The organism is Vibrio sp. 10N.261.55.C5, from assembly GCF_041470505.1.
Taxonomy (GTDB): Bacteria; Pseudomonadota; Gammaproteobacteria; order Enterobacterales; family Vibrionaceae; genus Vibrio; species Vibrio crassostreae_C.
Genome location: NZ_JBFRMS010000018.1, coordinates 136,790 through 150,777, shown reverse-complemented (window position 1 = coordinate 150,777; position 13,988 = coordinate 136,790). Strand labels below are relative to the sequence as shown.

At 45.8% G+C, this 13,988-nt stretch carries 13 protein-coding genes and 2 pseudogenes; 9 read left to right on the top strand and 6 right to left on the bottom strand.

The window, feature by feature from the left end:
• Positions 1 to 127: 127 nt before the first annotated feature.
• Positions 128 to 514 (top strand): hypothetical protein, encoded by a 387-nt coding sequence (locus AB4263_RS09470; RefSeq protein ID WP_017061522.1) that lies wholly within the window; start codon positions 128 to 130, stop codon positions 512 to 514.
• A 14-nt stretch (positions 515 to 528) separates the two neighbouring features.
• Here the strand turns inward: AB4263_RS09470 and nhaD are convergent, their stop codons facing one another.
• On the bottom strand, positions 529 to 1,968 hold the full coding sequence (gene nhaD / locus AB4263_RS09465) for a sodium:proton antiporter NhaD (RefSeq protein ID WP_372098123.1): 1,440 nt from the start codon (positions 1,966 to 1,968) through the stop codon (positions 529 to 531).
• Positions 1,969 to 2,077: 109 nt separating this feature from the next.
• On the opposite strand from nhaD, the pseudogene AB4263_RS09460 reads away from it, so the two are divergent.
• From AB4263_RS09460 to AB4263_RS09450, 3 genes and pseudogenes are all read left to right on the top strand, one after another.
• Positions 2,078 to 2,304, top strand: a pseudogene (locus tag AB4263_RS09460) (YjiH family protein); the annotation flags it as partial.
• A gap of 778 nt (positions 2,305 to 3,082) precedes the next feature.
• Positions 3,083 to 3,469: an MAPEG family protein gene (locus AB4263_RS09455; protein ID WP_004732742.1), complete on the top strand. Its 387-nt coding sequence runs from the start codon at positions 3,083 to 3,085 to the stop codon at positions 3,467 to 3,469.
• An 8-nt stretch (positions 3,470 to 3,477) separates the two neighbouring features.
• A complete protein-coding gene (locus AB4263_RS09450; protein ID WP_372057720.1) occupies positions 3,478 to 4,008 on the top strand; it encodes a DNA mismatch repair protein in 531 nt (176 codons plus the stop codon).
• Positions 4,009 to 4,050: 42 nt separating this feature from the next.
• Here the strand turns inward: AB4263_RS09450 and AB4263_RS09445 are convergent, their stop codons facing one another.
• Positions 4,051 to 4,686, bottom strand: coding sequence for an START domain-containing protein (locus AB4263_RS09445; protein WP_372098122.1), 636 nt, complete (start codon positions 4,684 to 4,686; stop codon positions 4,051 to 4,053).
• 49 nt (positions 4,687 to 4,735) lie between these two features.
• Between AB4263_RS09445 and AB4263_RS09440 the strand changes: the two genes are divergently transcribed.
• Entirely contained in the window at positions 4,736 to 4,858 is a 123-nt protein-coding gene (locus tag AB4263_RS09440) for a hypothetical protein (RefSeq protein WP_017061529.1), read from the top strand.
• On the opposite strand, the gene AB4263_RS09435 is transcribed toward AB4263_RS09440, so the two are convergent.
• Positions 4,855 to 5,331 (bottom strand): YHS domain-containing (seleno)protein, encoded by a 477-nt coding sequence (locus AB4263_RS09435; protein ID WP_372098121.1) that lies wholly within the window; start codon positions 5,329 to 5,331, stop codon positions 4,855 to 4,857. The two genes, AB4263_RS09440 and AB4263_RS09435, sit on opposite strands and share 4 nt — an antisense overlap.
• A gap of 110 nt (positions 5,332 to 5,441) precedes the next feature.
• Here AB4263_RS09435 and AB4263_RS09430 point away from each other — a divergent pair.
• Together AB4263_RS09430 and AB4263_RS09425 are read left to right on the top strand one after the other, a co-directional pair.
• Positions 5,442 to 5,896: pseudogene (locus AB4263_RS09430) on the top strand (helix-turn-helix domain-containing protein).
• Between the two features lie 230 nt (positions 5,897 to 6,126).
• Complete coding sequence (locus AB4263_RS09425) at positions 6,127 to 7,005, top strand: 6-carboxytetrahydropterin synthase (RefSeq protein WP_108110853.1); 879 nt, start codon at positions 6,127 to 6,129, stop codon at positions 7,003 to 7,005.
• Between the two features lie 125 nt (positions 7,006 to 7,130).
• Here the strand turns inward: AB4263_RS09425 and AB4263_RS09420 are convergent, their stop codons facing one another.
• Both AB4263_RS09420 and AB4263_RS09415 read right to left on the bottom strand, forming a co-directional pair.
• On the bottom strand, positions 7,131 to 8,171 hold the full coding sequence (locus tag AB4263_RS09420; protein ID WP_050620180.1) for an acyltransferase: 1,041 nt from the start codon (positions 8,169 to 8,171) through the stop codon (positions 7,131 to 7,133).
• A 123-nt stretch (positions 8,172 to 8,294) separates the two neighbouring features.
• A complete protein-coding gene (locus AB4263_RS09415) occupies positions 8,295 to 9,251 on the bottom strand; it encodes an AEC family transporter (protein WP_371725540.1) in 957 nt (318 codons plus the stop codon).
• A 176-nt stretch (positions 9,252 to 9,427) separates the two neighbouring features.
• Between AB4263_RS09415 and AB4263_RS09410 the strand changes: the two genes are divergently transcribed.
• Together AB4263_RS09410 and AB4263_RS09405 are read left to right on the top strand one after the other, a co-directional pair.
• On the top strand, positions 9,428 to 10,021 hold the full coding sequence (locus tag AB4263_RS09410) for a TetR/AcrR family transcriptional regulator (protein WP_029235279.1): 594 nt from the start codon (positions 9,428 to 9,430) through the stop codon (positions 10,019 to 10,021).
• Between the two features lie 192 nt (positions 10,022 to 10,213).
• Entirely contained in the window at positions 10,214 to 11,062 is an 849-nt protein-coding gene (locus AB4263_RS09405; protein WP_017065066.1) for an alpha/beta hydrolase, read from the top strand.
• A 136-nt stretch (positions 11,063 to 11,198) separates the two neighbouring features.
• Here AB4263_RS09405 and AB4263_RS09400 read toward each other — a convergent pair whose 3' ends face one another.
• Positions 11,199 to 13,733, bottom strand: a complete 2,535-nt coding sequence (locus AB4263_RS09400) for a glycosyl hydrolase family 18 protein (RefSeq protein WP_372098120.1) — start codon at positions 13,731 to 13,733, stop codon at positions 11,199 to 11,201.
• Positions 13,734 to 13,988 lie beyond the last annotated feature (255 nt).

Below are 13,988 nucleotides of genomic sequence, written 5' to 3'. Positions count from 1 at the left end.
TCGTACTACTTAATGGTGAAGGCGAGTGGTTCTTAAAATATGACTTTGAATTAAAATCAACGCTTTCTGGGAAATATCGATTTGGTTGCATATTCTTTGACTATGTTCTCTAGGCAAGGATGCCCAAATGAATAGATTCCCCTTACTAATATCTGGCTGCAGCTCTGCATTATTGCTGACAGGTTGTTTAACTGATACCAGCCGACCTTTCGAGGTTCCACAGCTTGCTCTGTTCAAAGGTATGTATGAGAACGCAGATAATGACAGTTATCTACTTTTTGAATCCGGGCAAGTGACTTATCAAACAACGGATAATTCCGTGACTCGAACCTATCGTGTTGATGATGACTTGATCACCATTGAATTCAATTCTGGAAGCAGCCGAACTGACTCTAGACTAGTGATGCGCATTCAACAGAAGGGCGAGATGCTAACTTGCAACCAATGTCCAGCGATACAATTGAGTAACGTCTGGACACTTGTAGATAAGCCTGTGAAAGACAGTTCGAACTAGAAAAGATCTCCGAATTAGAAAAGATCGCCATTAAGCCATAGGTGTGCAGCGATACTGACGGCATAGCCAATCATGATCACTGGCATCCATTTCAAGTGGCCAAAGAAGGTGTATTTGCCATGCGCCGCGCCCATTAACGCCACACCTGCCGCACTACCAATAGATAACAAGCTGCCGCCAACGCCTGCGGTTAAGGTGATCAGTAGCCAGTTACCCATCGACATTTGAGGTTCCATCGATAACACGGCAAACATCACCGGAATGTTATCGACAATCGCAGATAAGATCCCCACCATGATGTTGGCCCAAATTGGATCCCATTGGCTATACATCACGCCAGAGGCAAGCTCCAAGTATCCCAGTAGACTCAAGCCACCGACACACATTACCACGCCGTAGAAGAACAGCAGAGTGTCCCATTCGGCATGGGACACTCTTCGAAATACATCAAAGGGCACGACTGAACCTAATCTCTTAAGCGCGCCTTCGTCTTTGTTAGCAATCGCCACCGCTTTTTTCTTAGCTAGCGAATTGGGCAAGGTCTGGCGTAGGTAATACCCAAAGAACTGGAGGTAGGCGAGCCCCATCATCATGCCCATTACAGGAGGGAAGTGAAGCACGGCGTGGAAAGCGACCGCGGTACCGATTGTCATGATGAACAAGAAGACGATTCGCCTTGCGCCACGTTTTAACTCGATGTGTTGGTGCACAGTATCGGGCTGAGTGGTTGGAACAAAGTAAGACATGATCAGTGCTGGAACCAAGTAGTTCATCACTGAAGGAATAAATAACGGAATGAATTCGGTAAAACTGACATGTCCAGCCTGCCAAACCATTAGTGTCGTGATATCCCCAAACGGACTGAATGCGCCGCCAGCGTTAGCGGCTATCACGATATTCACACAGGCTAGGTTAACGAATTTAGGGTTAGATCCTGCGACTTTCAGAACCACGGCGCACATCAATAGAGCTGTGGTGAGGTTGTCGGCGATCGGTGAGATAAAGAAGGCCAGAATACCGGTTAGCCAGAACAGAGAGCGGAAATTAAAGCCTTTGCCCACCATCCACGCTTGCAGCGCATCAAACAGTCTTCTCTCTTCCATGGCGCTGATGTAGGTCATGGCGACGAGTAGGAAAAGTAACAGCTCAGCGTATTCCAGTAAGTTGTGTTCGAGTGCTTGCTTAGCGACTTCAACAAGGTTGTGTTCTTGGTAGATAAAACCAATGATTATCCAGATCAGTCCTGCTGCAAGTAACACTGGCTTAGATTTTCGGAGCTTTAGGTACTCTTCCATCATCACCACAATGTAGGCGACAACGAAAATGGTCAGGGATAGGTAGCCAGCGAATGAGTTGGTGAGCTTGAGTGGTTCTCCCAACTGAGAAGTGGCAGCGCCTGCTACCGTAGAAAAAAATAATAAAGAGAGAACAGCAGAAAGCTGGATACCTAACATGGATTACGCTCCGAAGTTAATAAGTTATTAACACGGGTAAAAGCGTAGACCTAAATAACCATGTGCAGTGTGATAGATATCTTAATAATTCAATAGATTATAGTGAAAAAGAAAGACGGTGGCGAAAGTATTAGCTTTGATGGATACTCCTGGCAACTCAGGCTTAGCATTGATTGCGTCGCTTCAAAGTACTGATGCTGGCGCGGGGCGATCGTTAACTTCTTCTCTTCAGGTACAGTACTGTTCACCCTTCCAGTTATGGATGGTTCTTTGGCGGTAACTTCGTCAATTGGCCTAGCGGTTGCTGTGATGTTTATCTTCAAGTTTGTTGGTGCAATACATGGGTCGTATTATGGGACCAATTGGTACTGAAGGTCGTTATATCCCGGTGATGATCGCGATTTCGGTATTGAATGCCTTTGGTGCAATGTTCTTGATGAACATTATTTTGTAACGTGACTTTTAACGGTTAGCTGCTATTGACGGTTAGCTACTATTAACGGTTAGCTACTAACAGCTTTTAGACGTTACAAAAAAGGAAACCCCGTTTGGCTTTCACCAAACGGGGTCTATTCTTTTCGTAGCCATCCTGCTACTGCGCGTTACTTATCTTTCAATAGGTAACTGGTGCTCCCTGCATCGTTCCTTGACTTGGCTAAATCCTTTAACCTATCCAATTCATCGCCTTCCTAGCGGTGTCCTTGCTAACTCATCATCCTGACAAGCGACTCTATCCTAGAGCAAAACTTCCTTGCTGATAACTCATCCTAAGTCATCAAATCTTCATCCTGAAGATACCTAATCCGTTAGGCTTTTTCCTGTTCCTGCCAACTCCCTGTCGACATGTGTATTAAACACTGCAGAGGCTTTACTCACAATCCACCTCAAGAAATAAATGTACTCACTAACCGAAAGAAATATGCGTGGATTCATACAAAACAAGGGGTTGGGTTTGTATTTTAGGAATTTTCTGCGAAGCTTGATTGTGATCTCTTACGTTCGGTGTGAGAGATCTCTTACAAGTGCTCGGGCGTGATTATCATTTTATCTTGGCGGTTAATGTCGAAAAGATAGAAAAGAACACTGAGTTAAGACAAAACAATAGGGAAATATGATGGTTACAGCACTTTACGCAGCTCTGCTGACGGTAGTAATGATTTGGTTGGCGATTGAAGTTATTAAGCAAAGACGAATCAATCTTGTTGCTCATGCCGATGGCGGTGTTGAGTCGTTACAGATAGCACGTTCGGCACAAAGTAACGCGATGGATTACATCCCAATCACGGTGATTTTGATGGGGTTGCTAGAGATGAATGGGGCTGGTGTGTGGCTTATTCATGTCATTGGTGTGGCGTTTATTCTGGGGCGAGTGATTCACGCTAAAGGGATCTTAGCGAAGAATTTCAAAGGCAGAAAAGTGGGTATGGTGTTAACGCTTATCTGCATGATCTCTTTGATTGTCCTAAACTTAGCTTACCTACCTTTTGATAAAATGTTCTAGGGAGCATTATGGCATTGCGCCTTCCTCCTGCTTGGGCGATTGTCCTTGCAGGGCTAATACTCAACATCATGGCGATTGTCATGTCGAGCTTGGTGTTGGACAAAATTGAAGCGGAGAAATCGGAATACAACGATCGTAAATACGGTAATGTGTACTCTATACAACTGTCCTGGAATACGATCGAAACCTTAGAGCGTAAGCGTGAAGCGATTCTGATTCACCTTGATAAGCTATCCCCAGAAATCGCTCAACCTGCCACAGTTCTTGATGAAGCGCTTCGCGGACAACTTCGGAGTTGGGTGAGTGACGAGGTGCCGGCCATCTCGTTGGCTAATTTACCTAAGCTTATGATGCTGATAAACAATGCCCAAGAATCGCAACGATCACGAATTGATGACTACTATTTGGATAATCTAACTTTGGTTGAGTTGATCCAAAAGCTTGATGAGAAAATGGCTTTCTATAAGAACATCGCCCTGTTTCTTCAGGTGTTTGGTTTAGCGCTTATCTTAGCTCGCGACCTCGCTAGAAGACCTTAATCTTTAACCTTAATGCCTCCATTTACTTATCGACTTGTATCGTTAGCGAGACTCATTTGGCAGGTTGGGGTGCTGCTGGCCTTGGTATTTTGGTAGCTGTTCTTTCAGCCCCTTAAACGTGCTCAGCGCACTGCCTATCGATAACTTATTCATCAACCAATTGGGCAAGATGCCACCTGCGTTCGCATATGCGGTGTAGGTGATGTAAGTATTGCCATTAGTGAGCGGTTGCAGCGTCCAAAGTGCGTCCACATCGTAAATTCGAATATACCCCGATTCTTTCGCCAAATAGTTAGACGCATCCTTTATCGACAAGACAAACTGCCCATCCTCGATGCTGTACTTTGAGTAGGTCACCATATCGCGATCTCTAGCAGGCCAAGGCGCTTTGAATTGGGTATAGACGATGTTTTCTGCCTCAGATATCTGCATCAACACACGGCTTTGCGACACATTGTCTATCCAGTTTGGCACGTTCTCGCTGTCTTCCAATAACAGTAAAAAACCGGAGTAAGTGGTGGGCGTTTGCATCTGTGCTCGTATTTCGACCAAGCCTTCGCTGTGTGGCCTTTTATCAATCATGATGCCATCTTCACTTTTGACGAACTGCCATGGGTTGGCATAAGTCAGTGTCGATAGGGCGCAGAGGCCGAGTACCAAAATCTTAGGTAATGTCATTATTCTTCCATAAAAAGAAAAGCTTATCTGCTAGGAGTATAGAATAGAAATGGACTTAGTAGGTGTTGCCAATCGCTTTGGGTTGGCCTCTTTGGGGAAAATCCCAATGAAAACGGAAGCGTTCGGTCGCTTCCGTTTTATTCTTGGGCAATGGATAAGCGCTGTAGGCTAGAGCTTATAGGCTTCTACGGTTTTGATGGTTGTCCAGTTGCTGTTGGCGTCTTGGATGAACTCTTGTGTATTCTCCAGCCAGCGTTTCTGAACCGATTTGTCTAAGTTCAGATACAACTTTCCATCTTCCACCTTCCAAGCGAGAGGGTCGGTTTCAAACTTCTTACCCATGGCTACTCCAAACGCGCAGTAACCGCCATATTGAGGGGCATAGGCTTCTGGATTGGCTCGAAATTCATCTCTGTTTTCACTGCGCGCAAAGTTATAGATCGCATTCTTATAGGTCGCTGTGAACTCAGATGTGCCTTTTACTGGACCTTCATTGGCAAAGTAAGCGACAGGATCATAGCCTTTAATTGCGAGGTTATTGCTGTCGACACTCATATCAAGGTCTGCTGCCATTAACGAAAAGCTGGTGCCTAGTAACTCGGCCATTAGAGTGATTTTTTGACTGGTCGATTTCATGTGTGACATATCAAGTTACTTGTCAGTGTTGGTTATCTTGTTTGAAATAATTTAGCCCACTCGTCCGGTCTATAGAGGGACAAAAGAACTAAAAACTAAGCGAATCGTTCGGAGGATGCATGGATCTGCTTTCACAACTAATGGAACACTTCTCGATACGCACTGGCGTTTTCTATTCTGGAAACCTGTGTGGAGTATCGTCATTTAACGCGCAACAAGGTAAAGAGGGCCACCTTCATGTATTGAGCGCGGGGGAGTTGAGCTTGTCTAGCGCTCACACGGAACACAGGCATTTGTCGCAGCCTTGCATTGTTTATTTGCCGAAATGGCGTCACTGGCCGCGATGTCTCGTACTCAGTTTATTGAAGCGTTCAAACGGGAAGTGGGTGAAACGCCGGGAGATTATGTGCAAAAGTGGCGAGTCTCTGTTGCTCAATCTCTGTTATTGCAAAATAAGCCGATCAATTGGGTCGCTGATGAAGTGGGTTACAATAGCTATTCAGGATTCTCACGTGCTTTTCAACATGTTGCCGGAGTGTCGCCGCGCCTTTGGCTAAAGCAAAATGCGTCGTGAAGCGCTGGCCATCCCTACCTGCAATATGGCTATTGGCATCAGGCTGGCCTATGTTTTAGCGGAAATTGAGCGTAGTTTGTTCATTTCTCGAATGACGGTGTAAAAAGGTGGACTTTATTAGCTCGTTGTAACATCCTGCCCGTCCTATTTTATCAGACATCAATGAGACGAAGTGCCTGCTGAGCATTATTCAGCCTCCCGTATCTCATTAAAGTATTAAGGAGTTCAACTTGAACCTATTTGTAAGAGACCTTACCGTTATCGATTCTTCATACATCTGTGAACACAGAGGGGTCGTAGGAGATAGTTGGATTTTAGATGTCACCATGTCTGGTGAACTTAATGAAATGAGCATGGTGCTGGATTTTAGTAAGGTCAAAAAGCAGATCAAACAGTTGGTTGATCAACATGTTGACCACCGCTTACTGCTGCCAATGAAAAACTCTGCAATCGTGCATCAAGCAAGCAAAGCCGGTTACTCTAAGGTAGATGTGTTGCGCGGTGACAAGAGCCTGCACCTGCACTGCCCTGATGAAGCTTACTGTCTGATTGACGCTGAAGCGATCACCATCGAGAGTGTGACCGCTCATGTTTATGATATTCTTCGCGACAACCTTCCAAGTAACGTCACAGGGTTAGAGATTACCCTTCGCCATGAAAACATTAATGGTGCGTTCTACCACTATACTCACGGTTTGAAAAAGCATGATGGTAACTGCCAGCGCATCGCGCATGGTCACCGTTCTCCAGTAGAAATCGTGGTCGATGGTCAGCGTGACGGGCAACGTGAACAAGCATTTGCTCAGCGTTGGGAAGACATTTATTTAGGTTCTAAAGAAGACCAAGTTTCAGTTTCATCACTTAACCTGAGTGAAAACGCGAACAGTGTTAATGATGAAAGTCACTATGGCTTCCGCTACACCGCGCCACAAGGCGAATTTGAGCTAGCGATTGCTAAGAGTGAGACGGAAATTTTACCGACAGATACCACGGTGGAATTACTTGCTGGCTATATCGCGGATCAAGTTGAACCGAGCCTAGCAGAGAACCAATCACTACAAATCGTCGCTTATGAAGGTGTTGGCAAGGGCGCAATGGCGTTCCGATAACACTTCAACGAGTGACACAGTCTCATTACTGACATGATGAAATAAAGGCAAGATAATCCGTTATCTTGCCTTTACTTTTTGTGACTCTTTAAAACTGATTTAGCTGATGATGTTAGGCACAAACACTAACGAAGCAGCACGCGTCGCAGTGGTGTTTTTTCGATTCCAACAACCAACCCGAAGCTCAACAATACGGTGCCAAAAAATACCGTAACGTCTTTTGCCAGTTCCGTAATGCCTAAAACTCCACAGACATTGAACAACACGATAATGATCAGTAGATGACTGACGTAGATACCCAGCATGCGATTTGAAATGGCACGCACCCAAGCGTAGTTACCCATGTTTGGATTAGCCAAAAGCCACATGAACACGCCCATCCCCCATAGCGCCGTGCCAAACAAGAAATCATTCATGTTGAATCCGACGTCGAACGTGGTGAGCCATGCCGCCTCAGCAAAGTGAATCAACATGCCTAACGCTAATAACCCCAACGCTTTAGTTGATGACACCTTCCATTGATTCTGACGAATAAGGAAACCTAAGGTCACCATTAACGTGCTAAAGAACGGGCCATTACGCGTGAAGAAGGGTGCTTCTAACCCGGTTAGCGTTGCGTAGCTGCCTGCCAAAACACCATAAACGTAAAGTACAATGGCCGCTGGTAATAGCAGTTTGTCGAGTTTCATTTCGACGATCAAAGCAATGATCAACACTGCACATACGAGAGCGGGAATAAACCATAAATGAACCAATCCGCCCTCTAAGAAAGAGTTAAGTGGCGTGTTCATTAGGAAACCCCAATAGCCTTGGCGCTCACCTAGGTATCCAAACTCTTCTACCTTCGCGAGGTTGAATGGCATCACTAAGCAAATGATGCTCCATGCCAACCAAACCTTAAGCAGTGGTTTAGAGTAGTTAATGACGGTTTGCCACGGGGAGGCAGTTAGCTTGGGCTGAATCAGATAACCGGAAATTAGGAAAAACAGAGGTACCGCAAAACGAGCGGTTTGGTTGAGTACATAACCGATCCAAGGCACTTCATCTATTTGCCAATAAGTGAGTGCCATTTGGCCGTGTAAACCAATGATCGCCAAGATAGCAATCACTCGGCCTAACTCGATACTGGCGATGTGTTGTGAAGGCGTATGTTGAACGGAAGACATATCAGATCTCTTAGTAAAATTTTTACGAAATCTAGCAGCCTTTATGCCCAACCAGTTAGTCCTAAATCAAGGCTTATGACCTTTATTTCAGGGCTTGTGTCGGTTTTTTGAAGCCTGTCGCAGCTATATTAAACCCATTGCGGTGAGTGCAAAAATACCTAGTGTGCAAGTGATAAGAGAAACAACGGTCGTGAGCGCGATGATGTTAGCCGCCAAGGTTGAGTTCCCTCCCATTGCACGAGCCATAACATAGCTTGCCGCTGCTGTTGGTGCTGCGCTCATCAAGAAGATAAGCCCGAGATCGAGCCCTTCAAACCCTAAGTACCCAGCAGCCAATGTAATCAGTAACGGTGAGGCAATTAACTTGTAGCTAGAGGCGAACCACGTCGACAACTTTTCTTGTTTGAGCGAGCTAATATCCAGCGACCCACCGGTACACAGCAGTGCCAAAGGTAACGTCATGTTGGCAAAGTACTGACCAGCATCAGTGACCATTTTTGGGATAGGAATCGAAAGCGCATAGAAGACGACCGCTAAGAAAATAGCGATGATCAATGGGTTCTTGGTAATCGACTTAGCGATCACTTTAATCGCTTTCGCACCAGTGTCTTCGCCTTTGGGTGTCAGTGCAATCACGGCTTGAATGTTATACAACACGGTTAGAGATGCGACATAGATAGCCGCCAATGCCACGCCTTGGTTGCCATAGATATTAGCCACATAGGCGAGGCCGATGATCGCGGTATTGGCGCGGAATCCACCTTGGACAATCACACCTTGATCTTTCGAACCTTTAAATACTAATTTGGTTGAGAAAATCGTGAACAAGAAAAAGACAAAGTTAGCGATGACGCCAAACGCAACTAACGCGCTACTGGCTGAAAAGTTGTGATTCGATTGAACAATACTCAGAAATAGCATCGCGGGTAGGGTGACTTGAAAGACCACCTTAGATGCGACATCAATGAAATTGTCATTGATTAAGCCGATTCGCTTGAGCATCACACCAAGAAACAGCATTAAACAGATAGGGCCTGTTACCGACGCCGAAAACGCAAACTGTTCCCAAAGTGTGTTCATTCTCTTTCCCTAGTTATTAAACTCAATAATCGGTTAACTCAAATTCCTTTGAATACTGTCGCATTTTTCCACAGTTCTTTGATAAGACAAAATGAATACCTAGGGTTAAGTAAAAAATCTTGAAAAAAAGAACGAACGTGCTAAAAATAATGTATCAGATTTATTATTGGTGAATAATGAGTAAGGGAAAGATAACCAAAGAGTATATTTTGAGCCATGCATTCGCGCTTGCAAGTGAGAATGGGCTTGAGAGTTTGACGATTGGCGAGTTAGCCAAGCAGTGTGGCATGTCTAAGAGTGGCTTGTTTGCACACTTCAACTCTAAAGAAAACCTGCAACTCTCTGTACTCGAGTATTCCAACGCCATATTCACCGAAAGAGTCATCATTCCCGCAAGAGAGCTGGGAGATGGTGATATTGAAGCGAAATTGAAACAGCTGCTCGACAATTGGCTGGGCTGGAACCATTCATTCCAAGGCAGTTGCATGTTTATTGATGCATGGAAAGATGCGGGCAGTGAAAGGTCTGTGATTCAGAAAGCACTGCAGAAAACCATTTCAGTGTGGATTGACTACTTGACGATTCAGGTAGCAAAAGCGGTTGAGAGCAAACAGTTCAGAGCCGATTTAGACCCGAAACAGGCAACCTTCGAGTTATACGGTCTTTATTTGAGTGCGAACTTGTTCTACTCGTTACGAGGCCAACAAGCGAGCCACACCCATTTTTGGAGTGGTGTCGAGCGCTTGGTAGCCAGTTGGAGAGCGGTTTAATACATACAGCAGGTTAACTCGCAAATCATGTGACTTTGCTTAACTAAGGTTTGCAAAAGATTTTAACAGAAGTGGCGGCAAGCAATCATAAACAGCGCTATCGTCATTTTTTATACTAACAAATAGCACGGTCGTTCGATTTTCAGGGCCGAGCTCGATCCGCCAATGATGATGGCGATACAAGGACCGGTCATGAGTGACAAAATCTACTTTAATACATCGAACAAATTCAGCTTCAAGCGCAGCTTAATTGGCGCAACAACCAATCTTCATTACATCCTAGCGCCGAGTCATGCGAAGAAAACAGCACGTAAGTTGCTGCTCACTCCAATGCGTACTGAGCAGAAAAATGCTGATCCCCAAGGGCTTATCAAGAGTGAAATCAAAGGTCGTGATGGCGTTTTAAAAACCTATTCTTTGGGTACGGGGCCTGTTTGGGTGCTGACTCATGGTTGGTCTGGCACCGCGAGTCAGTTTTTCCCTCTGATGGAACATATCGCCGCTAAAGGTTTTACGGCTCTGGCTTATGATCACCCTGCTCATGGTGGCAGTGATGGTGTACATGGTCATATTCCTGCGTTTGTGAACGGCCTTGAAGCGATTCTCGATTCGGTGGGTGAGGTAGCAGGTTTGGTCGGTCACAGTATGGGCACGGCTTCTGCGTTGGAATGTAAGCACGTTAAATTGGAAAACAAGCCATTATTGCTGATTGCACCTGTACTGGATTATCTAGAAAACCTATTTGGCAGCGTTGCGCGTTCTGGCTACTCAATGAAACTGTTCGAGGCGGTAGTTGGAGAAGTCGAAGAGCAGTTTAACTACCCGATTCAGTCTGTTGATCCCTATGGAAAGCTAGCGCTTCGTGAGTCTCAGACGATCATCGTTCATGATGAGCAAGACAAGTTTACTAAGTTTGATGTGTCTCAGCGTGCGGCTAATGAAATGGGTCGCGTTACTTTAATTGCGACTCAAGGACAGGGTCACGGGCGAGTAATGAAGTGCCCACAAGTATTTGAGAGCTTTGATAACTTGATTGGTTAACTTTAACTAATCAAGCCAGTAGAACGCAGGTTAAGAAAACAAACACTAAAAAGGCCAACCAGACATTATCTGGTTGGCCTTTGTTTTAGGGATTTAGTTGATGCTTAGTTGGTGTTTAGCTCAACCCTATTTTTAGTTAACAGTTTGCAGGACCAATCTCTTTCCACACGCCCCATTGGCCTGTCGTTGTTGGATCTTCACCGGTTGTCCACCATTTCGCTTCCCAAATCTTACCGCCTTGAGTCACTTGGTCGCCACCAGTGTAAACCGCGCCTGAATCCCAAGCGTTAGTACACGTACCGCCGCCTGTGGTTTTCTTAAGAACTTTCACTGAAGTAGCCGCAACCGATGTATCAGTGCCATCGCTGACCGTTACAGAGAAGTTCAGCGTTGTATCTTGCGTGTATTCCGCCGCGACAAAGCTCACTGAAGAACCTTGAACCGTTGCATCAATACCAGCAGGTACATCCCATGTGAAGGTCAATGTGTCTTGATCCGCATCGCTAGACGCTGACGCATCAACCACAACAACGTCACCCGCATTGACTTCAGCCGGAGCCGTAAGCACAGCAACTGGTGCTGTATTGACTGGGCCTGTATCTTTAGGGCTTACTGTTACAACAACGGTGTCAGTAGAAGTAGCACCTTCGTTGTCCGTTACCGTTAGGCTGAAGGTTAGTGTTTCTTGCTGAGCGACTTCAACAACATCGAAGCTCGCAACCGCAGCATTAGCGTTCGCCAGTGTTACTGCTGTACCGCCGACTTGAGACCAAGCGTAGCTCGCGATTGTACCGTCGCTGTCTTTTGAAGCGCTGCCATCTAGAGAAACAGAAGCTGGGCCTTCAACCGATTGGTCTGTACCTGCAGCTGCCGTTGGTTTGCGGTTGACAGGATCAGTTGTACCGCCCGCTAGGCCTTCATGCATTGCATTCAGGATGTCGCCGTTATCTGCATCAATTTCCCAAGAGAATAGACCCGCAAGGCCAAGGCTACGAACGTACGCGCCTTTTGCTTTTACAGAGCGATCATCATCAAATGTGATTAGCTGACCTGAAGTGCGGTTCCAAACGTAAGGCGCTTCTGCCATTTCGTCATAGCCATATTCGAAGCCGTTGATGCCTTGGTTATTCGCGCCAAGCATGTTTGCTTTAATGCCTTTGTAATCAATAACGCCATCTTCCCATACGCCTTGCGCAGAGCTGCCTTTCAGTTTGCCGTTACCAACGCCTGTCATAGGGTCGCTCGGATCGGTGAGTGATGATGGTAATACGCCTTCCCAACCACGACCGTACATCGCTGTACCAACCACAAGCTTGTTCGCTGGAACACCTTGCTCAAGCAACAGTTGGATGCCGTTGTCTGTGGTGTAAGCTGGGCCTGTGTATTGTTCGCCATTTTCATCAAGGCCTGTGCCATCACATTGACCAGGACGCATGAAGTTACCGCAGTTTAGTGCTGTTTGGTGGCCTAACACGTTGTTCCAACCGCCGTAGAAGTCGTAAGTCATTGCGAAGATGTAATCCATGTATTGGATAGCATCGCCGTAGTTCACGTCTTCAATCTTATCGTGACCAACACCGATCGCAGAAGTGAGCTCGTAAGTACGACCGTTTTCCGCTTCTAGCTCATCTAGCATCACGCGAAGTTCTGCCATCAGTGCAATGTAAGCTGGGCCGTCATTTACAGGATCACCAAGGTCTGGAGCAGCACCGCCACCACCAGGGAATTCCCAATCGATATCGACACCGTCGTAGAATTTCCATGTGTTAAGGAATTTCTTAACAGACGCTACAAAGGTGTCACGGTTGGCTTTGGTTGTGAAATCAAAGAACGGGTCAGACAGCGTCCAGCCACCAATCGATGGGATGATCTTCAAATCAGGATTACGCTGTTTGAGCGCCATCATCATTGCGTAGTTACCCTTGATCGGTGAGCTGTATTCGTGTCCCGCTTGAGGGAAGCTTTTCTGGAAAGCCGCCCAAGGGTCATGAATCACCACTTCGTAATCGTTAACACCCTGACAAGCTGTCATGAGTGCGTTGTAGCTGTTACCGCCTACTGATTTAACTGATTCGTTCGGACCACAAATTGGGATGAAGCCATAAAGGATATGGGTTAAGTTGTCAGCGGGTAGGTTATCAACGGTGTAATCACGGCCGTAAATACCCCACTCTACAAAGTAAGTACCGACTACCGTATTTGGATCTGTGTTGTATGACTTGTTGTTCGGATCCACATTCATCGCAAGTGGCGCTAAGTGTGAGCCATCGGTATCAGCGATCGTGATTTGAGCAGGTGCGCTCTTGCTACAACCTGTTTCATCACACGCTTCGATTTCCATCTCAAATAAGCCACCTTGGCCATATTCGAATGAAGCCGTGGTTTGGCTGCCAGTGATTGGGCCGGTGGCCACTTTAACGCCATCAAAGTAGATGTTGTACGTGTTTCCTGACGTTCCGCTCCATTGGTTGAACTTGACGTCGACCTTTGCTTTGTCGTGATATTTAACCATCTGGTTGTAGCCAGAAGTGGTTTCCATCGCGAGTTCAATTTTAGAAAACTGCAGGTTGTTGGAACCGTACATGTCGATGTTAGGTGCTGTTGGAGCAGCTAATGCTGTACCAGATAGCGCTAGAGCAATGCTCGCAGCACAGGTATTTATACGAATCATACTATTTCTCTCATTCCTTGAAGGTTACGAGAACCAAATGGCCCCATAAACGGCTCCAATCAGTTTTGAAGGAGCTTCCCAGTCAGTATTCGAGGGAGTTTTAATTTCATAACTGAAAATAAATCCGTTTTCGATGGACAACTAAAAAATTGTATCTTGTTACAATTCTGTTGCTTAATGAATGAGAGGCTGAGTCCATGTTTTATAAAATAAAACATCCTTCAGTAGGAAAACCTCACAAGTGAAAATTCACGA

Excerpts from the sequence above, each read along its gene's own strand:
- AB4263_RS09405 (WP_017065066.1), top strand. The coding sequence starts at position 10,214 with ATGAGTGACAAAATCTACTTTAATACATCGAACAAATTCAGCTTCAAG.
- AB4263_RS09470 (WP_017061522.1), top strand. The coding sequence starts at position 128 with ATGAATAGATTCCCCTTACTAATATCTGGCTGCAGCTCTGCATTATTG.
- AB4263_RS09440 (WP_017061529.1), top strand. The coding sequence starts at position 4,736 with ATGGACTTAGTAGGTGTTGCCAATCGCTTTGGGTTGGCCTCTTTGGGG.
- AB4263_RS09415 (WP_371725540.1), bottom strand. The coding sequence starts at position 9,251 with ATGAACACACTTTGGGAACAGTTTGCGTTTTCGGCGTCGGTAACAGGC.
- AB4263_RS09455 (WP_004732742.1), top strand. The coding sequence starts at position 3,083 with ATGGTTACAGCACTTTACGCAGCTCTGCTGACGGTAGTAATGATTTGG.
- AB4263_RS09420 (WP_050620180.1), bottom strand. The coding sequence starts at position 8,171 with ATGTCTTCCGTTCAACATACGCCTTCACAACACATCGCCAGTATCGAG.
- AB4263_RS09445 (WP_372098122.1), bottom strand. The coding sequence starts at position 4,686 with ATGACATTACCTAAGATTTTGGTACTCGGCCTCTGCGCCCTATCGACA.
- AB4263_RS09450 (WP_372057720.1), top strand. The coding sequence starts at position 3,478 with ATGGCATTGCGCCTTCCTCCTGCTTGGGCGATTGTCCTTGCAGGGCTA.
- AB4263_RS09400 (WP_372098120.1), bottom strand. The coding sequence starts at position 13,733 with ATGATTCGTATAAATACCTGTGCTGCGAGCATTGCTCTAGCGCTATCT.
- AB4263_RS09435 (WP_372098121.1), bottom strand. The coding sequence starts at position 5,331 with ATGTCACACATGAAATCGACCAGTCAAAAAATCACTCTAATGGCCGAG.
- nhaD (WP_372098123.1), bottom strand. The coding sequence starts at position 1,968 with ATGTTAGGTATCCAGCTTTCTGCTGTTCTCTCTTTATTATTTTTTTCT.
- AB4263_RS09410 (WP_029235279.1), top strand. The coding sequence starts at position 9,428 with ATGAGTAAGGGAAAGATAACCAAAGAGTATATTTTGAGCCATGCATTC.